Origin of the sequence: Acidovorax sp. Leaf78, from assembly GCF_001422735.1 — a bacterium.
GTDB lineage: Bacteria > Pseudomonadota > Gammaproteobacteria > Burkholderiales > Burkholderiaceae_C > Acidovorax.
The window spans coordinates 1-14161 of sequence record NZ_LMLZ01000007.1 but is presented as its reverse complement, the minus strand read 5'-3'; the positions used below and the strand labels follow the sequence as shown (position 1 = coordinate 14161).

13 protein-coding genes, 4 tRNA genes and 1 pseudogene are annotated in these 14161 nt (G+C 66.9%); 11 read left to right on the top strand and 7 right to left on the bottom strand.

What is annotated here, in order from left to right; genetic code table 11:
- The first annotated feature begins 32 nt into the window (after positions 1–32).
- Positions 33–524, top strand: a complete 492-nt coding sequence (locus ASF16_RS06695; RefSeq protein ID WP_056164634.1) for an ATP-binding protein — start codon at positions 33–35, stop codon at positions 522–524.
- 120 nt (positions 525–644) lie between these two features.
- Positions 645–1085: a type III secretion system chaperone gene (locus tag ASF16_RS06690; RefSeq protein WP_056164631.1), complete on the top strand. Its 441-nt coding sequence runs from the start codon at positions 645–647 to the stop codon at positions 1083–1085.
- 93 nt (positions 1086–1178) lie between these two features.
- On the opposite strand, the gene ASF16_RS06685 is transcribed toward ASF16_RS06690, so the two are convergent.
- From ASF16_RS06685 to ASF16_RS06675, 3 genes are read right to left on the bottom strand one after another with little or no spacing between them, the layout of a single operon-like run.
- Entirely contained in the window at positions 1179–1745 is a 567-nt protein-coding gene (locus ASF16_RS06685; protein ID WP_056164628.1) for a TPM domain-containing protein, read from the bottom strand.
- Positions 1746–1747: 2 nt separating this feature from the next.
- Complete coding sequence (locus tag ASF16_RS06680; protein ID WP_056164625.1) at positions 1748–2689, bottom strand: YgcG family protein; 942 nt, start codon at positions 2687–2689, stop codon at positions 1748–1750.
- Between the two features lie 30 nt (positions 2690–2719).
- Entirely contained in the window at positions 2720–3322 is a 603-nt protein-coding gene (locus tag ASF16_RS06675) for a LemA family protein (RefSeq protein ID WP_056164887.1), read from the bottom strand.
- Between the two features lie 260 nt (positions 3323–3582).
- Here ASF16_RS06675 and ASF16_RS06670 point away from each other — a divergent pair, with 260 nt between their 5' ends.
- The 3 genes from ASF16_RS06670 (at position 3583) to ASF16_RS06660 (ending at position 5673) form a co-directional block, all read left to right on the top strand.
- The gene (locus ASF16_RS06670; RefSeq protein ID WP_056164621.1) at positions 3583–4026 is read left to right on the top strand and encodes a nuclear transport factor 2 family protein; all 444 of its coding nucleotides are present in this window, start codon (positions 3583–3585) and stop codon (positions 4024–4026) included.
- Positions 4027–4094: 68 nt separating this feature from the next.
- Entirely contained in the window at positions 4095–5120 is a 1026-nt protein-coding gene (locus ASF16_RS06665; RefSeq protein WP_056164618.1) for a YheT family hydrolase, read from the top strand.
- A complete protein-coding gene (locus ASF16_RS06660) occupies positions 5113–5673 on the top strand; it encodes a DUF2946 family protein (protein WP_056164616.1) in 561 nt (186 codons plus the stop codon). Before ASF16_RS06665 ends, ASF16_RS06660 begins: the two co-directional genes overlap by 8 nt.
- A 224-nt stretch (positions 5674–5897) precedes the next feature.
- On the opposite strand, the pseudogene ASF16_RS06655 reads toward ASF16_RS06660, so the two are convergent.
- The 4 genes and pseudogenes from ASF16_RS06655 to ASF16_RS06640 all read right to left on the bottom strand — a co-directional run.
- Positions 5898–6458 (bottom strand): annotated as a pseudogene (locus ASF16_RS06655) (cytochrome c5 family protein); the annotation flags it as partial.
- 156 nt (positions 6459–6614) lie between these two features.
- Complete coding sequence (locus tag ASF16_RS06650; protein ID WP_056164611.1) at positions 6615–8033, bottom strand: efflux transporter outer membrane subunit; 1419 nt, start codon at positions 8031–8033, stop codon at positions 6615–6617.
- Positions 8026–11181, bottom strand: coding sequence for an efflux RND transporter permease subunit (locus tag ASF16_RS06645; RefSeq protein ID WP_056164608.1), 3156 nt, complete (start codon positions 11179–11181; stop codon positions 8026–8028). Before ASF16_RS06645 ends, ASF16_RS06650 begins: the two co-directional genes overlap by 8 nt.
- Before the next feature lie 13 nt (positions 11182–11194).
- Positions 11195–12508, bottom strand: a complete 1314-nt coding sequence (locus ASF16_RS06640; protein ID WP_056164605.1) for an efflux RND transporter periplasmic adaptor subunit — start codon at positions 12506–12508, stop codon at positions 11195–11197.
- Between the two features lie 194 nt (positions 12509–12702).
- Between ASF16_RS06640 and ASF16_RS06635 the strand changes: the two genes are divergently transcribed.
- The 6 genes from ASF16_RS06635 to ASF16_RS27095 form a co-directional block, all read left to right on the top strand.
- Complete coding sequence (locus ASF16_RS06635; protein ID WP_056164602.1) at positions 12703–13359, top strand: TetR family transcriptional regulator; 657 nt, start codon at positions 12703–12705, stop codon at positions 13357–13359.
- 98 nt (positions 13360–13457) lie between these two features.
- Positions 13458–13533, top strand: a tRNA-Arg gene (locus tag ASF16_RS06630).
- A 95-nt stretch (positions 13534–13628) separates the two neighbouring features.
- Positions 13629–13714: transfer RNA gene (locus ASF16_RS06625), tRNA-Tyr, on the top strand.
- 67 nt (positions 13715–13781) lie between these two features.
- Positions 13782–13855: transfer RNA gene (locus ASF16_RS06620), tRNA-Gly, on the top strand.
- Between the two features lie 61 nt (positions 13856–13916).
- Positions 13917–13991 (top strand) — tRNA-Thr (locus ASF16_RS06615).
- 74 nt (positions 13992–14065) lie between these two features.
- A partial coding sequence (locus ASF16_RS27095; protein ID WP_033470817.1) for a GTP-binding protein occupies positions 14066–14161 on the top strand: 96 nt, incomplete at its 3' end.

Here is a 14161-nt window from a genome sequence, read left to right as displayed (position 1 = left end):
CGCCGACGCGTGTGCAGGCCGAGCGAGCGGCGATGCGCATCGATGTCCACGGCCCTTTCGAGCGCATGCTGTCTATGAACCCTCCGGCTGAACTGCACTGCACCCTGTCCGGTACCGTCGCGGAGCTCCCGTCGTTCTTCGAGCGCATGGAGGATTGGGCCATGGAGCAGGGCGCTCCCATGCCGCTGGCATCTTCTTTCGGACTCATGCTGGATGAGTTGCTCACCAACGTCGCTACCCACGGGTATGGCGGTCAGGGCGGGCCGGTGTCCGTGCAACTGGTGTTCACGGCCCCCAGCACCTTGAGCGCTGTGGTGCGCGACGAAGGTCCTGCGTTTGATCCCACCACGCTGGTGGCTGCCGATATCGAGGCGTCGCTCGAGGACAGGCATATCGGTGGGCTGGGTGTGCATTTCGTCAAGAAGTTGGCGGATCGTTTCGTTTACCGCCGGGACGGCGCCGTCAACGAAATCGCGGTGTCTCGCACATGGGCGCCGGGCGGCGCTCTGGGCGAAGGTATGTAGCAAAGTGTACAGGCGTATCATTGCCTGTGACCAGCGCCATGTGCGCTCCCCGGCCGCGCTCGCGCCCGGGTGCATCGACTCCTCCCCCTACCGTTTTCCCTTCGACCGCTCCCTGGTGCCATGTCCGACAGCCACGTGTCCCCGTTGATCGCAGCACTGGGTGAAGCCATTGGCATTCCGGCACTGCGCGCCGATGCGCAGGGGTGCTGCCGGCTTCTCTTCGATGGCGACCGCGCGGTGGAACTGCGGTGCGCCCCGGCGCAGGGGCGCTGGGTGCTGTCCTGTGCGCTGCGCGGGCAGCGTCTGGACACGGCGGGAATGCAGGTGCTGATGCAGGGAAACCACATGGGCGCCGGCTTTGGCGGCGGATGGTCGGGCGTGGACGCTCAGGGGCTGGCTGTGGTGCATTTGCCACTGCCGCTGCCCGAGGCATCGGCCAACGCCATGCTCAGCGCCATTGAGTTGCTGCTCAACCATGTGGAGCGATGGGAGCGGCGTCTGCTGGAAGCCGTGCCCGCCGCATCCGGCTCCCGCATGGCTGAGTGGGCGCAGCGCATCTGACGCTCGCGCTGCCAGCGGTTTGAGCGCCTGCCGCTGTCGCCTCATTCCGCGCATTCTCTTTGCCACCAGGGCGTGGAACCTTAACCGTGGCCTTCAGCCCCTGCGGCCGATGATGGGCTCGTCGGGCAGCTCGTTGCCAGGGCGTTTGCTGGTGCTGCCTGCAGCACCCGTAGCACCCGCGGGGCTCGCAGGGAAGTGCTGTTGCAGCAGCGCAGACACTTCGGAAATGGCGCGGGCAAGCCCTTCCTCGTGGCGCCCGGCGCGAAACGCATCGCCCATCGCGGCCACCATGCGCTGCCAGGTGTCGGCCGGCACGGCGCCTGCCAAACCCCGGTCGGCCACGATCTCGATGGCGTGCTCGGCCTGCAGCAGATAGATCAGGACGCCGTTGTTGCCTTCGGTGTCCCACACCTGCAGCTTGCCGAACTGGGCCACTGCGCGCTCACGGGCGCTGGCACCGCGCCACAGGTACGACAGGGGCAGCCCTGCCTCGACGCAGATGCGGATCTGCCCGGTGTGCAGTTGTTCGCTGGTCGCGACGCGCTCGGTGAGCCGCGCAATCAGATCGGCAGGGAAAGACCGCGTGAGCGCACCGTCGGCCCAGCGGTGGCGGGCCAGGCGCTGGCAGCGGTGCCAGAGGGAGTGGTTATGTCCTGCCATGTTCACCAGCCTCCCGACGCGCCGCCGCCGCCAAAGTTACCGCCGCCGCCCGAGCTGAAACCGCCCCCTGACCCAAAACCTCCACCGCCGCGGCTACTGCCACCGCCGCCCCAGCCGCCAGCGCCCGCACCCCAGCCGCCCGCGCTGCCGCCGTGGATCACCGGGCCGCTGCGGCCGCCAAAGAGCCAGGTGTAGAGCAATGCGATCAGGCCGGCGCCGCCGGCCAGCAACAGGCTGGAGGTGATGAAGAAGGCAACGGCGCCCACGCCGCCGCCCATGACCAGGCCGCCCATCCGCCCGCCCAGCAGGCTGCGTGCCAGCGGGCCCGCGACGATCACGCCGAAGAACAGAAAGATGGCGAGGTCCGTCCAGTCGAACCCGCTGCCTCCCGCAGAACTGCGGCTGCGCTGGGGCTCGCTGCCTTGCTCCGGGGCGGGCAGGGCCTCGCCTGCGATGCGTGCGCTCAGCTGGGCTACCGCGGCGGTCAGGCCGCCAGCGTAGTCGCCCTGTTGAAACTTCGGCTTCATGGCGCCGTCAATGATGCGTGCCGCGGCGATGTCGGGGATGGCGCCTTCCAGCGTCTTGGCGACCTCGATGCGCATCTTGCGGTCGTTCTTGGCCACCACCACCAGCACGCCGTCGCCCACCTCACGGCGGCCGATCTTCCACACGTTGGCGACGCGGTTGGCGTATGCCGCGATGTCTTCGGGCGCGGTGCTCGCCACCATCAGCACCACCACCTGCGCGCCGCGGGTGCGCTCCAGCGCCTGCAGCTGTGCGTCCAGCGCGGCAGCGTCGTCGGTACTGAGCGTGCCGGTCTGGTCGATCACGGCGCGGGTGAGGGCGGGCACGGGCTGCAGGCCCTTGTCAGCCTGGGCCCAGGCGCTCGATGTTGCTATTAAAAATATAGCTGTCAGCGCCCACCAGATAAGCGGTAGAGGCATTTTTGACCCTGATGTGGCTGCGCGCAGGCGTCAGCGCTTGGGTTGGGAGGCCGAGAAGTCCACCGTGGGCGGTGCGGAGATCTGCGCTTCGTTGGCGACCGTGAAGGTGGCCTTGGGCGCGTAGCTGAAGGCCTTGGCCGTGAGGTTGGTCGGAAAGCTGCGCGCCAGCACGTTGTAGTTCTGCACGGTCTCGATGTAGCGGTTGCGCGCCACGGTGATGCGGTTTTCGGTGCCTTCCAGCGTCACGCGCAGGTCGCGAAAGCCCTGGTTGGCCTGCAGCGTGGGGTAGCGCTCGGACACCACCATCAGCCGCGACAGCGCGCTCGACAGCTCGCCCTGCGCCTGCTGGAATTTGCTGAAGGCCTCGGGGTTGTTCAGCGTCTCGGGTGTGACCTGGATCGACGTGGCCTTGGCGCGGGCTTCGACCACGCGGGTGAGGGTTTCCTGCTCGAAGTTGGCCTCGCCCTTCACGGTGGCGACGATGTTGGGCACCAGGTCGGCGCGGCGCTGGTACTGGTTGAGCACCTCGCTCCAGGCAGCCTTGGACTGCTCGTCCAGCCGCTGGAAGTCGTTGTAGCCACAGCCGCTCAGGGCCAGCACGACGGTGAGCAGGGCAAGAATGCGTTTTGTCATCATGAAGGTGTGCACCAAGTGAACTAAAAAGCCCGATATCAGGGGTAAGGGCGCCGGCGAGCGCTACCGCCGTGCCGACCATTTGGCGGATTCTGCATTACACCGGCGCCAGCAGAACTGCCCGGTGCTCTGTACGGTTGGGGGGTCGACTGCACGGGTTGGCCGCACAGGTTGCCTGCACAATAGCAGCCTGCGCGCAGCCCGACCATGGGCCCAGCACGCTTGTCGTCCTCGGACTTTTCCTACGCCACACTCACCCCATGCCCCGCCCCAGCGCCGCCACCCTCGGAGGGTCCTCGGATGACACCGAGGCCGCTTTCTATGAAGCCCTGCAGCGCGGCGACATCGAACTGCTGATGTCCTGCTGGTCGGAGGACGACGACATCGTCTGCGTGCACCCCGGGGGCCCGCGGCTCATGGGGGCTGCAGCGATTCGCGCCGCGTTCGAGGCCATGTTCGCCCATGGCACGGTGCGGGCCCGGCCGGTGCAGGTGCACCGTGTGGTGGCCTTGTCCAGCGCCGTGCACAGCGTGGCCGAACAAGTCGAGGTGATGCTGCCCGACGGCCTGCACCAGGCCGTGGTACTGGCCACCAACGTCTACCACAAGACCCCCGAAGGCTGGCGCATGGTGGCCCACCACGCCAGCCCTGGCACGGCGCCTGACGCGCAGGTGGTGGACACGCAGCGTCCGGTGCTCCACTGAGCCGTGATGCGGGCCGTGGATTCAGATGATTTTGTGCCCTGCCGCTTGATAGGTAAGCGTTTTAAGCTATGAAATATGTAGCGCCGCGCTGGTTGCCCGGTGGCCAGCTGCAGACCATCTGGCCTGCCCTGTACTCCCGCCGTGCGTTCGGCCCCCCGCCCCAGTACCGGCGCGAGCGCTGGGACACGCCGGACGGCGATTTCATCGACGTGGATTTTCTGGTGGGCGGTGCCCCCCGCACCGGTACAGCGGCGCCGCAACCCCTGCTGGTCGTGTTCCACGGCCTGGAAGGCTCGTCGCGCAGCCACTACTGCGAAGCGTTCGCTGACTTCGCGCGTGAGCGAGGCTGGGCCTGCGCGCTGCCGCATTTTCGGGGCTGCAGCGGCGAAATCAACCGCGCCCCGCGGGCCTACCATTCGGGCGACCATGCCGAGATCGGCTGGATCCTGCAGCGCCTGCGCGCATCGCACACCGGGCCGCTGGTGGCGGTGGGCGTGTCGCTGGGGGGCAATGCGTTGCTGCGCTGGGCCGCCGAAGTGGGCGAGGACGCCGCACGCAGCGTGGACGCGGTCGCAGCCGTGTGCTCGCCCATCGATCTGGCGGCCGGTGGGCACGCCATCGGGCGCGGCTTCAACCGGCAGGTCTACACCCGCATGTTCATGCGCACACTGGTGCCCAAGGCGCTGCAGAAGCTGGCGCAGCACCCGGGGCTGTTCGACCGGCAGGCGCTGCTGGCCGCGCGCGACCTGTACGCTTTCGACAACGTCTTCACCGCGCCCGTGCACGGCTTTCGCAACACCGAGGACTACTGGCTGCGGGCCTCGTCCAAGCCGATGCTGCACCGCATCCGCGTGCCGGCGCTGGTGGTCAATGCGCGCAACGACCCCTTCGTGCCGGCGGCCAGCCTTCCACAGGCGCATGAGGTCGGCCGCTGCGTGACGCTGTGGCAGCCCCCGCACGGCGGCCACGTGGGCTTTGCGCAGGGGCGGCTGCCCGGCAATGTGCGCGGCATGCCCGACGCCGTGGGCGGCTGGCTGGCGAATCAGGCTGACATCGGTGGCTGGACACCCGCCGCACAATCGCCCCATGGATGACATCGTCAAGCAAGCTATCGCCAAATGGCCCAACGTGCCCCACTGCTACGGCTGGTTGGGGCTGGACGCGCGGGGCCGCTGGTACCTGCGCGACGACGCGGTGCAGGCCACGGGCCCCTTCCCCGAAGCCAAAGGCTCCCTGCTGCAGCACGAAAAGCTGATCGAGTTCATCGAGCGCAATTACGAGGCCGATGGCCAGGGCCAGTGGTTCTTTCAGAACGGGCCGCAGAGGGTGTATGTCGAGCTGGAGGTCACGCCCATCGTCTGGCGCATTCAGCCGGACCTGTCGCTGGTATCGCACACCGGGCAGGCTGCCACGGCGCTCGATTGCCTGCTCGACGAAGAGGGCCGCGTCTATCTGGTCGCAAACCAGGGCCTGGGCCTGGTGCATACGCTGGATGTTCTGCTGGCGTCCGAGGCGGTGGAACGGGGACTGTGGTCGCCGCGCGAGGTACGGGCAGCCGATCTGGCCGGGCTGTACGGCTACATCCAGAGCCCCCAGGCGCTCCGGGCTGCCAGCGGCGGCGGGGCGGCTGCACCAGCGCCGGTCTGATGCGGCGGCGGGGCTCAGTGGAAATGGTGGGAACAGTGGGGCTGGCGCGTACCGCGCGGGCATGAAAAAGCCGACCTCGGTGGGTCGGCTCTCTTTGGTTGGCTGCGAAGTGACGGCGTACGCCCCTCAAGGCACACGGGCCATGCGCCCTTCGCCCCCATGACCGCAGCGTGGTGCCGCAGCCACAGTGTGCGGGCCGCAAGGCCCGCGGAGGATCACTGCGATGCAGCCGAGGCAGGTGCCGCAGCGGCAGAGGCATCCGCGGCAGGTGCCGATGCACCCGCAGCCGCCGGAGCGGCGGGCTCCGCAAACTTGGCGCCCGCGGCATTGGCCATGTAGGCCACGGCGCGTGCGATTTCGGTGTCGTTGAAGTCACCACCGCCCTGGGGCGCCATGGCGCCCTTGCCCTTCAGGGCCGAATGCACCAGGGTGTCGAAGCCGGTCTTGATGCGTTCTGCCCAGGCCGCGGCATCCGCCAGCTTGGGAGCCCCTGCAGCGCCCGTGGCGTGGCAGGCAGCGCACTGGCCCTTGAAGACTGCTTCACCCGTTGCCAGAGGCCGGTTGGCATCGCGCACCTCGACCATGCCCACCTTCTGAATCCGCTCGGCGATGGACTTTTCAGGGTTGGCCGCACCCATGGCCGGCTTGTCGGCCGACGTGACGTACATGACCAGGCCGATGATGGCAAAGATAGGAACCACAAACGAGAAAAAACTCGCCAGCAGCAGTTGCTTGGGGCTCTTGATCGGGCCGGTGTGCGCTTCTTCGTGGTGGGTGTCGCTCATGACTTCCTCTGGTGTATCGGGGGGCTTTGTGAAATCAACCTTAAATTATATCTGCGGCCCCAGGAACTTCAGTCCCGCGCGACGCACACGCGCACCCCGATGAACCCTGAGTGCACCCCTCGCAGCCATGGGCGGGCCGCGGGGGGGCAGCCCGCCTCAGGAGCGGTTGTCGGCCACAGCCGGCGCGCCGCCGCCCAGGGCCTTGTACAGCGTCACCTGGTTTTGCAGCTGCGCCAGGCGCACCTGCACCACTGCTTGCTGCGTGGCAAACAGCGAGCGCTGGGCGTCCAGCAGGTCCAGGTAGCTCGATACGCCGTTGCGGTAGCGCAGGTCGGCCAGCTGCAGGCGGGCGCCCTCGGCCTCGGCCTGCCGCTGCTGGGCCAGGGCCTGCTCGCCCAGCGTGGCCTGCCCGGCCAGGGCATCCGACACCTCGCGGAAGGCGGTCTGGATGGATTTTTCGTACTGCGCCACGGCGATGCTCCGTCCGGCACGCGCGCTCTCCAGGTTGGCCTGGTTGCGGCCCGCATCGAAGATGGGCAGCAGCAGCGACGGCGCAATCGAGAAGCCCCACGAGCCGCTCTTGAACAGCCCCGACAGCTCGTTGCTGGCCGTGCCCGCCTGCGCGGTGAGCGCAATGCGCGGGAAGAACGCCGCCCGCGCCGCGCCGATGTTGGCGTTGGCGGCAATCAGCTGCTGCTCGGCCTGGCGGATGTCCGGGCGGCGCGTGAGCAGCTCGGACGGCAGGCCCGCGGGCAACTGCGCCATGGCCGGCGCGTTGGCCAGGCGGCTGCCCGCCAGGCTGGCGCGCACGTCGTCGGGCAGGGCCTGGCCCAGCAGCAAGGCCAGGGCGTTTTCGTCCAGCGCGCGCTGGCGCTGTTGCTGCGCCAGCGTGGCGCGGGCCGCCTGGGTCAGCGATTCGGCCTGGCGGAAGTCCAGCTCCGACGTAACGCCTGCGTCCAGGCGCATCTTGGTCAGGCGCACCGATTCTTCGCGCGAGGCGAGGGTCTGGCGCGACAGCTCCAGCAGCTCTTCGTCGGCCAGCAGGTTCAGCCAGCCGTTGGCCACGGCAGCCACCAGGCTCACCTGCGCGGCGTTGCGGCCTTCTTCGGTGGCCAGGTACTGCGCCAGCGCCTGCTCCTTCAGGCTCGCGATGCGGCCGAAGAAGTCGATCTCCCAGGACGAGATGGCCAGGCCGACGCTGAACGAGTTGGTCAGGTCGCCGTTGCTGGCCGACGGGCCCCGGGTCGCGTTGGCGGCCAGGCCCACGCCCGGGTACTGGTCGGCACGCCGCACCTGGTAGGTGGCGCGGGCCTGCTCGATGTTGAGCACCGCCACGCGCAGGTCGCGGTTGTTGGCCAGCGCTGCTTCGATGAGCTGGCGCAGCCGGGGCTCGGCAAAGTAGTCCTGCCACGGGGCGGCGGCCGCGCCTTGTGCAGCGCCGGTGGTGTCTGCGCCGAGCGTCGTGTACGCCGACGGCACGGGCGCCGCGGGGCGCTCGTAGGTTGGGATGAACGAGCAGCCGGCCAGCAGCGCGGCCGCGGCCAGGGCGGTGAGGGTGCTGCGGTGATTAGTCATGGGTTCCAACTCCTGCTTCTTCTGCATGGCGGCGGTTCATTTCCTGCTGGCGCGCGCTGCCCTTGAACAGGCTGCGCACCACGACGAAGAACACGGGCACGAAGAACACGGCCAGTGCCGTGCCGGTGATCATGCCGCCGATCACGCCGGTGCCGATGGCGCGCTGGCTGGCCGAGCCGGCGCCCGATGCAATGAACAGCGGCACCACGCCCAGGCCGAACGCCAGCGATGTCATCACGATGGGGCGGAAACGCAAGTGCGCGGCCTCCAGTGCGGACTCGACCAATCCCTTGCCCTGGGCATGCAGGTCCTTGGCAAATTCGATGATCAAGATGGCGTTCTTCGCAGACAGACCAATGATGGTGATCAGGCCCACCTGGAAGTACACGTCGTTGGCATACCCGCGCAGCAGCGTGGCCAGCAGCACGCCCAGCACACCGAGCGGCACCACCAGGATCACGGCCAGCGGGATGGTCCAGCTTTCGTACAGTGCGGCCAGGCACAGGAACACTGCCAGCACGGCAAAGCCGTACAGGATGATCGCCTGCGATCCCGCCTGCTTTTCTTCACGCGACGTACCCGTCCACTCGAAGCCGAAGCCCGGTGGCAGCTGCGCGGCGAGCTTTTCCATCTCGGCCAGCGCGGCACCGCTGCTGTAGCCCGGGGCAGGCTCGCCGCTGATGCGCATGGCGGGGTAGCCGTTGTAGCGCACCGTCTGCTGCGCACCCTTGACCCACTTGGTGGAGGCAAAGGCCGACAGCGGCACGGGCTGGCCCTGCGCGTTGGTCGCGTTCAGGCGCAGCAGGTCGTCGGGCTGCATGCGACCTGGCGCGTCGGACTGCACCACCACGCGCTGCAAACGGCCTTTGTTGGGGAAATCGTTCACGTAGCTTGAACCCAACGCGGTGGAGATGGCGCTGTTGATGGCGTCAAAGCCCACACCCAAGGCCTGCGCCTTGTCACGGTCGATGTCGATCTGCAGCTGTGGAGCGTCTTCCAGGCCATCGGGGCGCAAGCCCGTCAGCACCTTGCTCTGCATGGCCATGCCGAGCATCTGGTTGCGCGCGTTGACCAGGGCGTCGTGCCCCATGCCCGAGCGGTCTTGCAGGCGGAAAGAGAAGCCGCTGCCGGTACCCAGTTCCGGAATGGCCGGCGGGCTGAGCGGGAAGATGAACGCATCGCGCACGGTAGACAACGCACCGAAGGCGCGGCCCGCCAGGGCGCTGGCGGATTGGCCGGCGTCCTTGCGCTCGTCCCAGTCCTTGAGCGTCACGAATGCAATGCCCGCGTTCTGCCCCTGGCCCGAGAACGAGAAGCCCAGCACGCCCACCATGCTCTGCACTTCAGGCTGCTTGAGCATGAAGCCTTCGACCTGCTTCATCGCCTCGAGCGTGCGCTCTTGCGTGGCGCCGGGCGGCAGCTGAACGTTCACCAGGATGTTGCCCTGGTCTTCCTGCGGCAGAAACGCCGTGGGGATGCGCGTGTACACGACACCCACCACGGCCAGGATGGCGCCGTAGATGACCAGGTAGCGCGCCGCTTTGCGCAGGATGCGCGACACCAAGCCCTCATAGCCCTTGGCAGTGCGCGTGAACACGCGGTTGAACCAGCCGAAGAAGCCGCGCTTTTCATGGTGGTGCCCCGCCTCGACGGGCTTGAGCAGCGTGGCGCACAGCGCTGGCGTGAGCGACAGCGCCATGAAGGCCGAGAAGGCGATCGACGCGACCATCACGGCCGAGAACTGGCGGTAGATGTTGCCGGTGGAGCCCGCAAAGAACGCCAGCGGCACGAACACCGAGATCAGCACCACGGTCACGCCGATGATGGCGCCCGAGATCTGGCGCATCGCCTTGCGCGTGGCCTCCAGGGGCGAGAGCCCTTCTTCGCTCATGATGCGCTCGACGTTTTCCACCACCACGATGGCATCGTCCACCACGATACCGATCACCAGCACCATGCCGAACATGGTCAGCACGTTGATCGAGAAGCCCAGCGCCAGCAGCGTACCGAACGTGCCCAGCAGGGCAATCGGCACCACGATGGTCGGGATGATGGTGTAGCGCCAGTTCTGCAGGAACAGGAACATCACCAGGAACACCAGCACCACGGCTTCGACCAGGGTCTCGGCCACTTGCGAAATCGAGATCTTCACGAAGCGCGAGCTGTCGTACGGGATCGAGTACTTCACGCCTTCAGGGAAGAACTTCTGCAGCTCGTCCATCTTCTCGCGCACCAGGCGGGCCGACTCCAGCGCGTTGCCGCTGGGCGACAGCTGCACACCCAGGCCGACTGCCGGGGCGCCGTTCAGGCGCGCCGAGGTGGCATAGCTCTGGCCGCCGAGTTCGAGGCGTGCCACGTCCTTCAGGCGCACCGACGATCCGTCGGTATTGGCGCGCAGCACGACGTTGCCGAACTGCTCCACGCTGGACAGCTGGCCCTTGACCACGACCGTGGCCGCAATGCCCTGGCCGGTGATGTTGGGCAGGTCGCCCATCACGCCGGCGGACACCTGGGCGTTCTGTGCGCGGATGGCGGCCGTCACGTCGGCGGCAGACAGGTTGAAGCCGCGCAGCTTGTCGGGATCGATCCAGACGCGCATCGCGTTTTCGCTGCCGAACAGCTGCACCTGGCCGATGCCCTTGACGCGCTGCAGCTCGGGCTGCAGGTTGCGGGCCGCGTAGTCGCCCAGCTCCACCGGGGTGTACTTGGGGTTGTCCGACGCCAGCATGGCAAACAGCAGGAAGTTGCTGCGGGCCTTGTCGACGCGCACGCCCTGCTGGGTCACGACGGACGGCAGGCGCGGCGTGGCGCGCGACAGGCGGTTTTGCACATCCACCTGGGCCAGGTCGGAGTTCGTGCCGGGCTCGAAGCTCAGGGTGATGCTGCCGGAGCCATCGGCCTGGGCCACGGACTCCATGTACAGCAGGCCGGGCGAGCCGTTCATTTCACGCTCGATGACGGACAGCACGCTGTCCTCGAGCGTCTGGGCAGAGGCGCCTGGGTAGGCGGTGTTGATCACGATCGATGGCGGGGCCACCGGCGGATACTGGGCAATCGGCAGTTGCGTGATGGCGACGCCGCCCATCACCATGATGAACAGCGCAATCACCCACGCAAAGATGGGGCGGTCGATAAAGAACTTGGCCATGCTGAGCTGCCTCTTATGGCTTGGAGGCCGCGGCCGATGCGGCTGGAGCAGCCGATGCAGCCGTGGCGGTTGCCGCAGCCGGTGCCGCGGCGGAGGCGCCCGGCTGTGCAGGCGCGGCGCCCGGCGCTTGCCACGGCACAGGCTTCACCGGTGTTCCGGGCGGCAGCATCTGCAGCTTCTGGAAGCCGTCCACCATGACCTTATCGCCAGCCTTCAGGCCGTCGAGCACCACCCAGCGGTTGTTCTGTGCGGCGCTGATCTTGATGGTGCGCTGCGAGATCTTGCCGTCATCGGACACCACGCTGATGGTGTCGCCTTGCTGCGTGCGCGTGACCGCCTGCTGGGGCAGCGTGATGGCATTGCTGGCCTGGGCCTGCTCGATGCGCACGCGCAGGTACAGGCCGGGCAGCAGCTCGCCCTTGGGGTTGGGCACTTCTGCGCGCAGCGTGACCTGGCCCGTGCTGGCATCCACCGACAGATCGGTGAACAGCAGCTTGCCCGGCTGGGCGTATTCGGTGCCATCGCTCAGCACCAGCTTGACGCTGGCGGCCTCGCCGCCGGCGCGCTTGAGCTGGCCGTTCTCCATCGCGCGGCGCAGCTGGAACACATCGCTGGCCGACTGCGTGAAGTTCACATACACCGGGTCGATCTGCTGCACCACCGCCAGCGCCGTCGCCTCACCCTGGCCCACCAGTGCGCCTTCGGTCACCAGCGCCCGGCCAATGCGGCCGGAGATGGGGGAGGTCACGCTGGCGTAGCCCAGGTTGATCTCCGCCGTGCGGACAGCCGCCTTGCCAACGGCCACATCGGCTTGCGCCTGCTTCTCGGCCGCTTCGGCGTTCACGAAGTCCTGCTTGCTGATGGCATTGGCGCTCACCAGCGGGCGATAGCGGTCCACCTGGGCACTGGCCTGCGCCAGATTGGCCTGCGCCTTGGCCAGGCTGGCGCGCGAGCTTTCTGCAGCGGCAGCGTAGGGGGCGGGGTCGATGCGGAACAGCGCCTGGCCCGCCTTCACGTCGCTGCCTTCCTTGAACAGGCGCTGCTGCAGGATGCCTGCCGCGCGTGCGCGCACCTGTGCCGTGCGGGATGCCTCCACGCGGCCTGGCAATTCAGTGACCAGCCCCACATCTCCGGGAGTGGCCGTGACAACTCCCACCTCGGGCGCAGGCATTTGAGGGGGTGCACCGCCGGCAGCCTTGCCGTCGGTTTTTCCGCAGGCGACAAGGAGCATCGCCACCGCGCTCACCGCCACGAAAGTGCGCGTCGTGCGGTGCGAAAGGGCCTGGGGGAGGGCGGAGCTGACGGATGGGTCACGCAGTGTGCGCATGAGAGTCCTTCTGATATGCGTCAAGGAAATGGGGTTGTAGGGGATGGCGGGTCGGCCACGGGCCGTCCCCGGAGAACCCGACAAAACAAGTGCGCGATTATACATACAACCATGAATGTATAATTGTCGATGTGTATGCCCGTGCGTTCTTGCAGGGGCATTCGGACCGGACGGAGCAGAGGAGACAAGCCACCATGGCACGCCGAACCAAAGAAGATGCCATTGCCACCCGCAGCAGCCTCATCGATGCTGCCGAGCAGGTTTTTGGCGAAAAAGGAGTGTCGCGGGCGTCGCTCAGCGATATCGCCCAGGCCGCAGGTGCCACACGCGGTGCCATCTACTGGCACTTCAAGGACAAGGTCGACCTTTTCAACGCCATGATGGACCGCGTGACGCTGCCCCTGGAGCAGGGCTACGGCGAGTTCGAAAGCAGCACGTGCCCCGACCCGGTACAGCGCCTGCGCGCCGTGATGGCGATGGTGCTGCGCGGAGTGGCCTTTGATGAGCGCACGCGCAGGGTCTTCGAGGTGGCGCTGTACAAGGTGGAGTACGTGAGCGAGATGGTGGGCGTGCGCGAGCGCCACATCGCGGCGTCCGAAGGGTTCACGCGCCAGCTGGCCCGGGATTTCGAGCTGGCGTCGCAAGTGCAGGGCGTCGTATTGCCGATGACGCCGACGGAAGCGGCGGTGGGCCTGCATGCCCTGTTCGACGGGCTCATCCGCAACTGGATACTCAGCGAAGGGGGCTTTGATCTGGTGGGGGTGGGCCGTGTCAGCACCGATGCGTTCCTGGTCGGCCTGGGTCTGTCGTTGCCCGAGGCTCGCTGCGATGGGTCGGGTGCGCTCGCTTGACGGCGTGGCTTGGCTGGTGCGCTGCTTGCGGACATGTCCATCTTGTTGGGGATCATGGCTCTGCATGCGATAATCTCGGGCTGTATTGATGCAGTCACGCGGCTGTAGCTCAGTGGATAGAGTATTGGCCTCCGAAGCCAAGGGTCGTGGGTTCGATCCCCGCCAGCCGCGCCAGATACCTGGGTCCAACGACTTGGGTTTCGAAATTGTGCGGCCTCGCACAATTTTTCAGACGGGCTAAAAATCAGTGCTATAATTCGAAATTCTCCGGAGGGGTGCCCGAGTGGCTAAAGGGGGCAGACTGTAAATCTGTTGGCTTACGCCTACACTGGTTCGAATCCAGTCCCCTCCACCAGTTAGTGAGTGTTGAGAGTGTCAGCTGTTCTGCTTGCGCAGGGCGGTCGCAAAGGTTGTCAGCCGATGCGGGAGTAGTTCAATGGTAGAACCCTAGCCTTCCAAGCTAATGACGCGGGTTCGATTCCCGTCTCCCGCTCCATCGCTTGGTAGTGCTGGTTGTTGAGTTAGAAATTTTGATGCCGTGCAAGTGGCATCAAGCTGCCCATGTGGCTCAGTGGTAGAGCACTCCCTTGGTAAGGGAGAGGTCGCGGGTCCGATTCCCGCCATGGGCACCACTTTCAGGTGCGTCCGATTCTGGTTGCGCCGAGATCCTGTTGTGTTGATTTAGATTTTTTTCGGAGTCGGAAAAATGGCAAAAGGTAAGTTCGAACGTACCAAGCCCCACGTCAACGTGGGCACGATCGGCCACGTGGACCATGGCAAGACGACGCTGACGGCGGCGATC

Excerpts from the sequence above, each read along its gene's own strand:
- ASF16_RS06695 (WP_056164634.1), top strand. The coding sequence starts at position 33 with ATGCGCATCGATGTCCACGGCCCTTTCGAGCGCATGCTGTCTATGAAC.
- ASF16_RS06665 (WP_056164618.1), top strand. The coding sequence starts at position 4,095 with ATGAAATATGTAGCGCCGCGCTGGTTGCCCGGTGGCCAGCTGCAGACC.
- ASF16_RS06680 (WP_056164625.1), bottom strand. The coding sequence starts at position 2,689 with ATGCCTCTACCGCTTATCTGGTGGGCGCTGACAGCTATATTTTTAATA.
- ASF16_RS06660 (WP_056164616.1), top strand. The coding sequence starts at position 5,113 with ATGGATGACATCGTCAAGCAAGCTATCGCCAAATGGCCCAACGTGCCC.
- ASF16_RS06650 (WP_056164611.1), bottom strand. The coding sequence starts at position 8,033 with ATGACTAATCACCGCAGCACCCTCACCGCCCTGGCCGCGGCCGCGCTG.
- ASF16_RS06635 (WP_056164602.1), top strand. The coding sequence starts at position 12,703 with ATGGCACGCCGAACCAAAGAAGATGCCATTGCCACCCGCAGCAGCCTC.
- ASF16_RS06645 (WP_056164608.1), bottom strand. The coding sequence starts at position 11,181 with ATGGCCAAGTTCTTTATCGACCGCCCCATCTTTGCGTGGGTGATTGCG.
- ASF16_RS06690 (WP_056164631.1), top strand. The coding sequence starts at position 645 with ATGTCCGACAGCCACGTGTCCCCGTTGATCGCAGCACTGGGTGAAGCC.
- ASF16_RS06675 (WP_056164887.1), bottom strand. The coding sequence starts at position 3,322 with ATGACAAAACGCATTCTTGCCCTGCTCACCGTCGTGCTGGCCCTGAGC.
- ASF16_RS06640 (WP_056164605.1), bottom strand. The coding sequence starts at position 12,508 with ATGCGCACACTGCGTGACCCATCCGTCAGCTCCGCCCTCCCCCAGGCC.
- ASF16_RS06670 (WP_056164621.1), top strand. The coding sequence starts at position 3,583 with ATGCCCCGCCCCAGCGCCGCCACCCTCGGAGGGTCCTCGGATGACACC.
- ASF16_RS06685 (WP_056164628.1), bottom strand. The coding sequence starts at position 1,745 with ATGGCAGGACATAACCACTCCCTCTGGCACCGCTGCCAGCGCCTGGCC.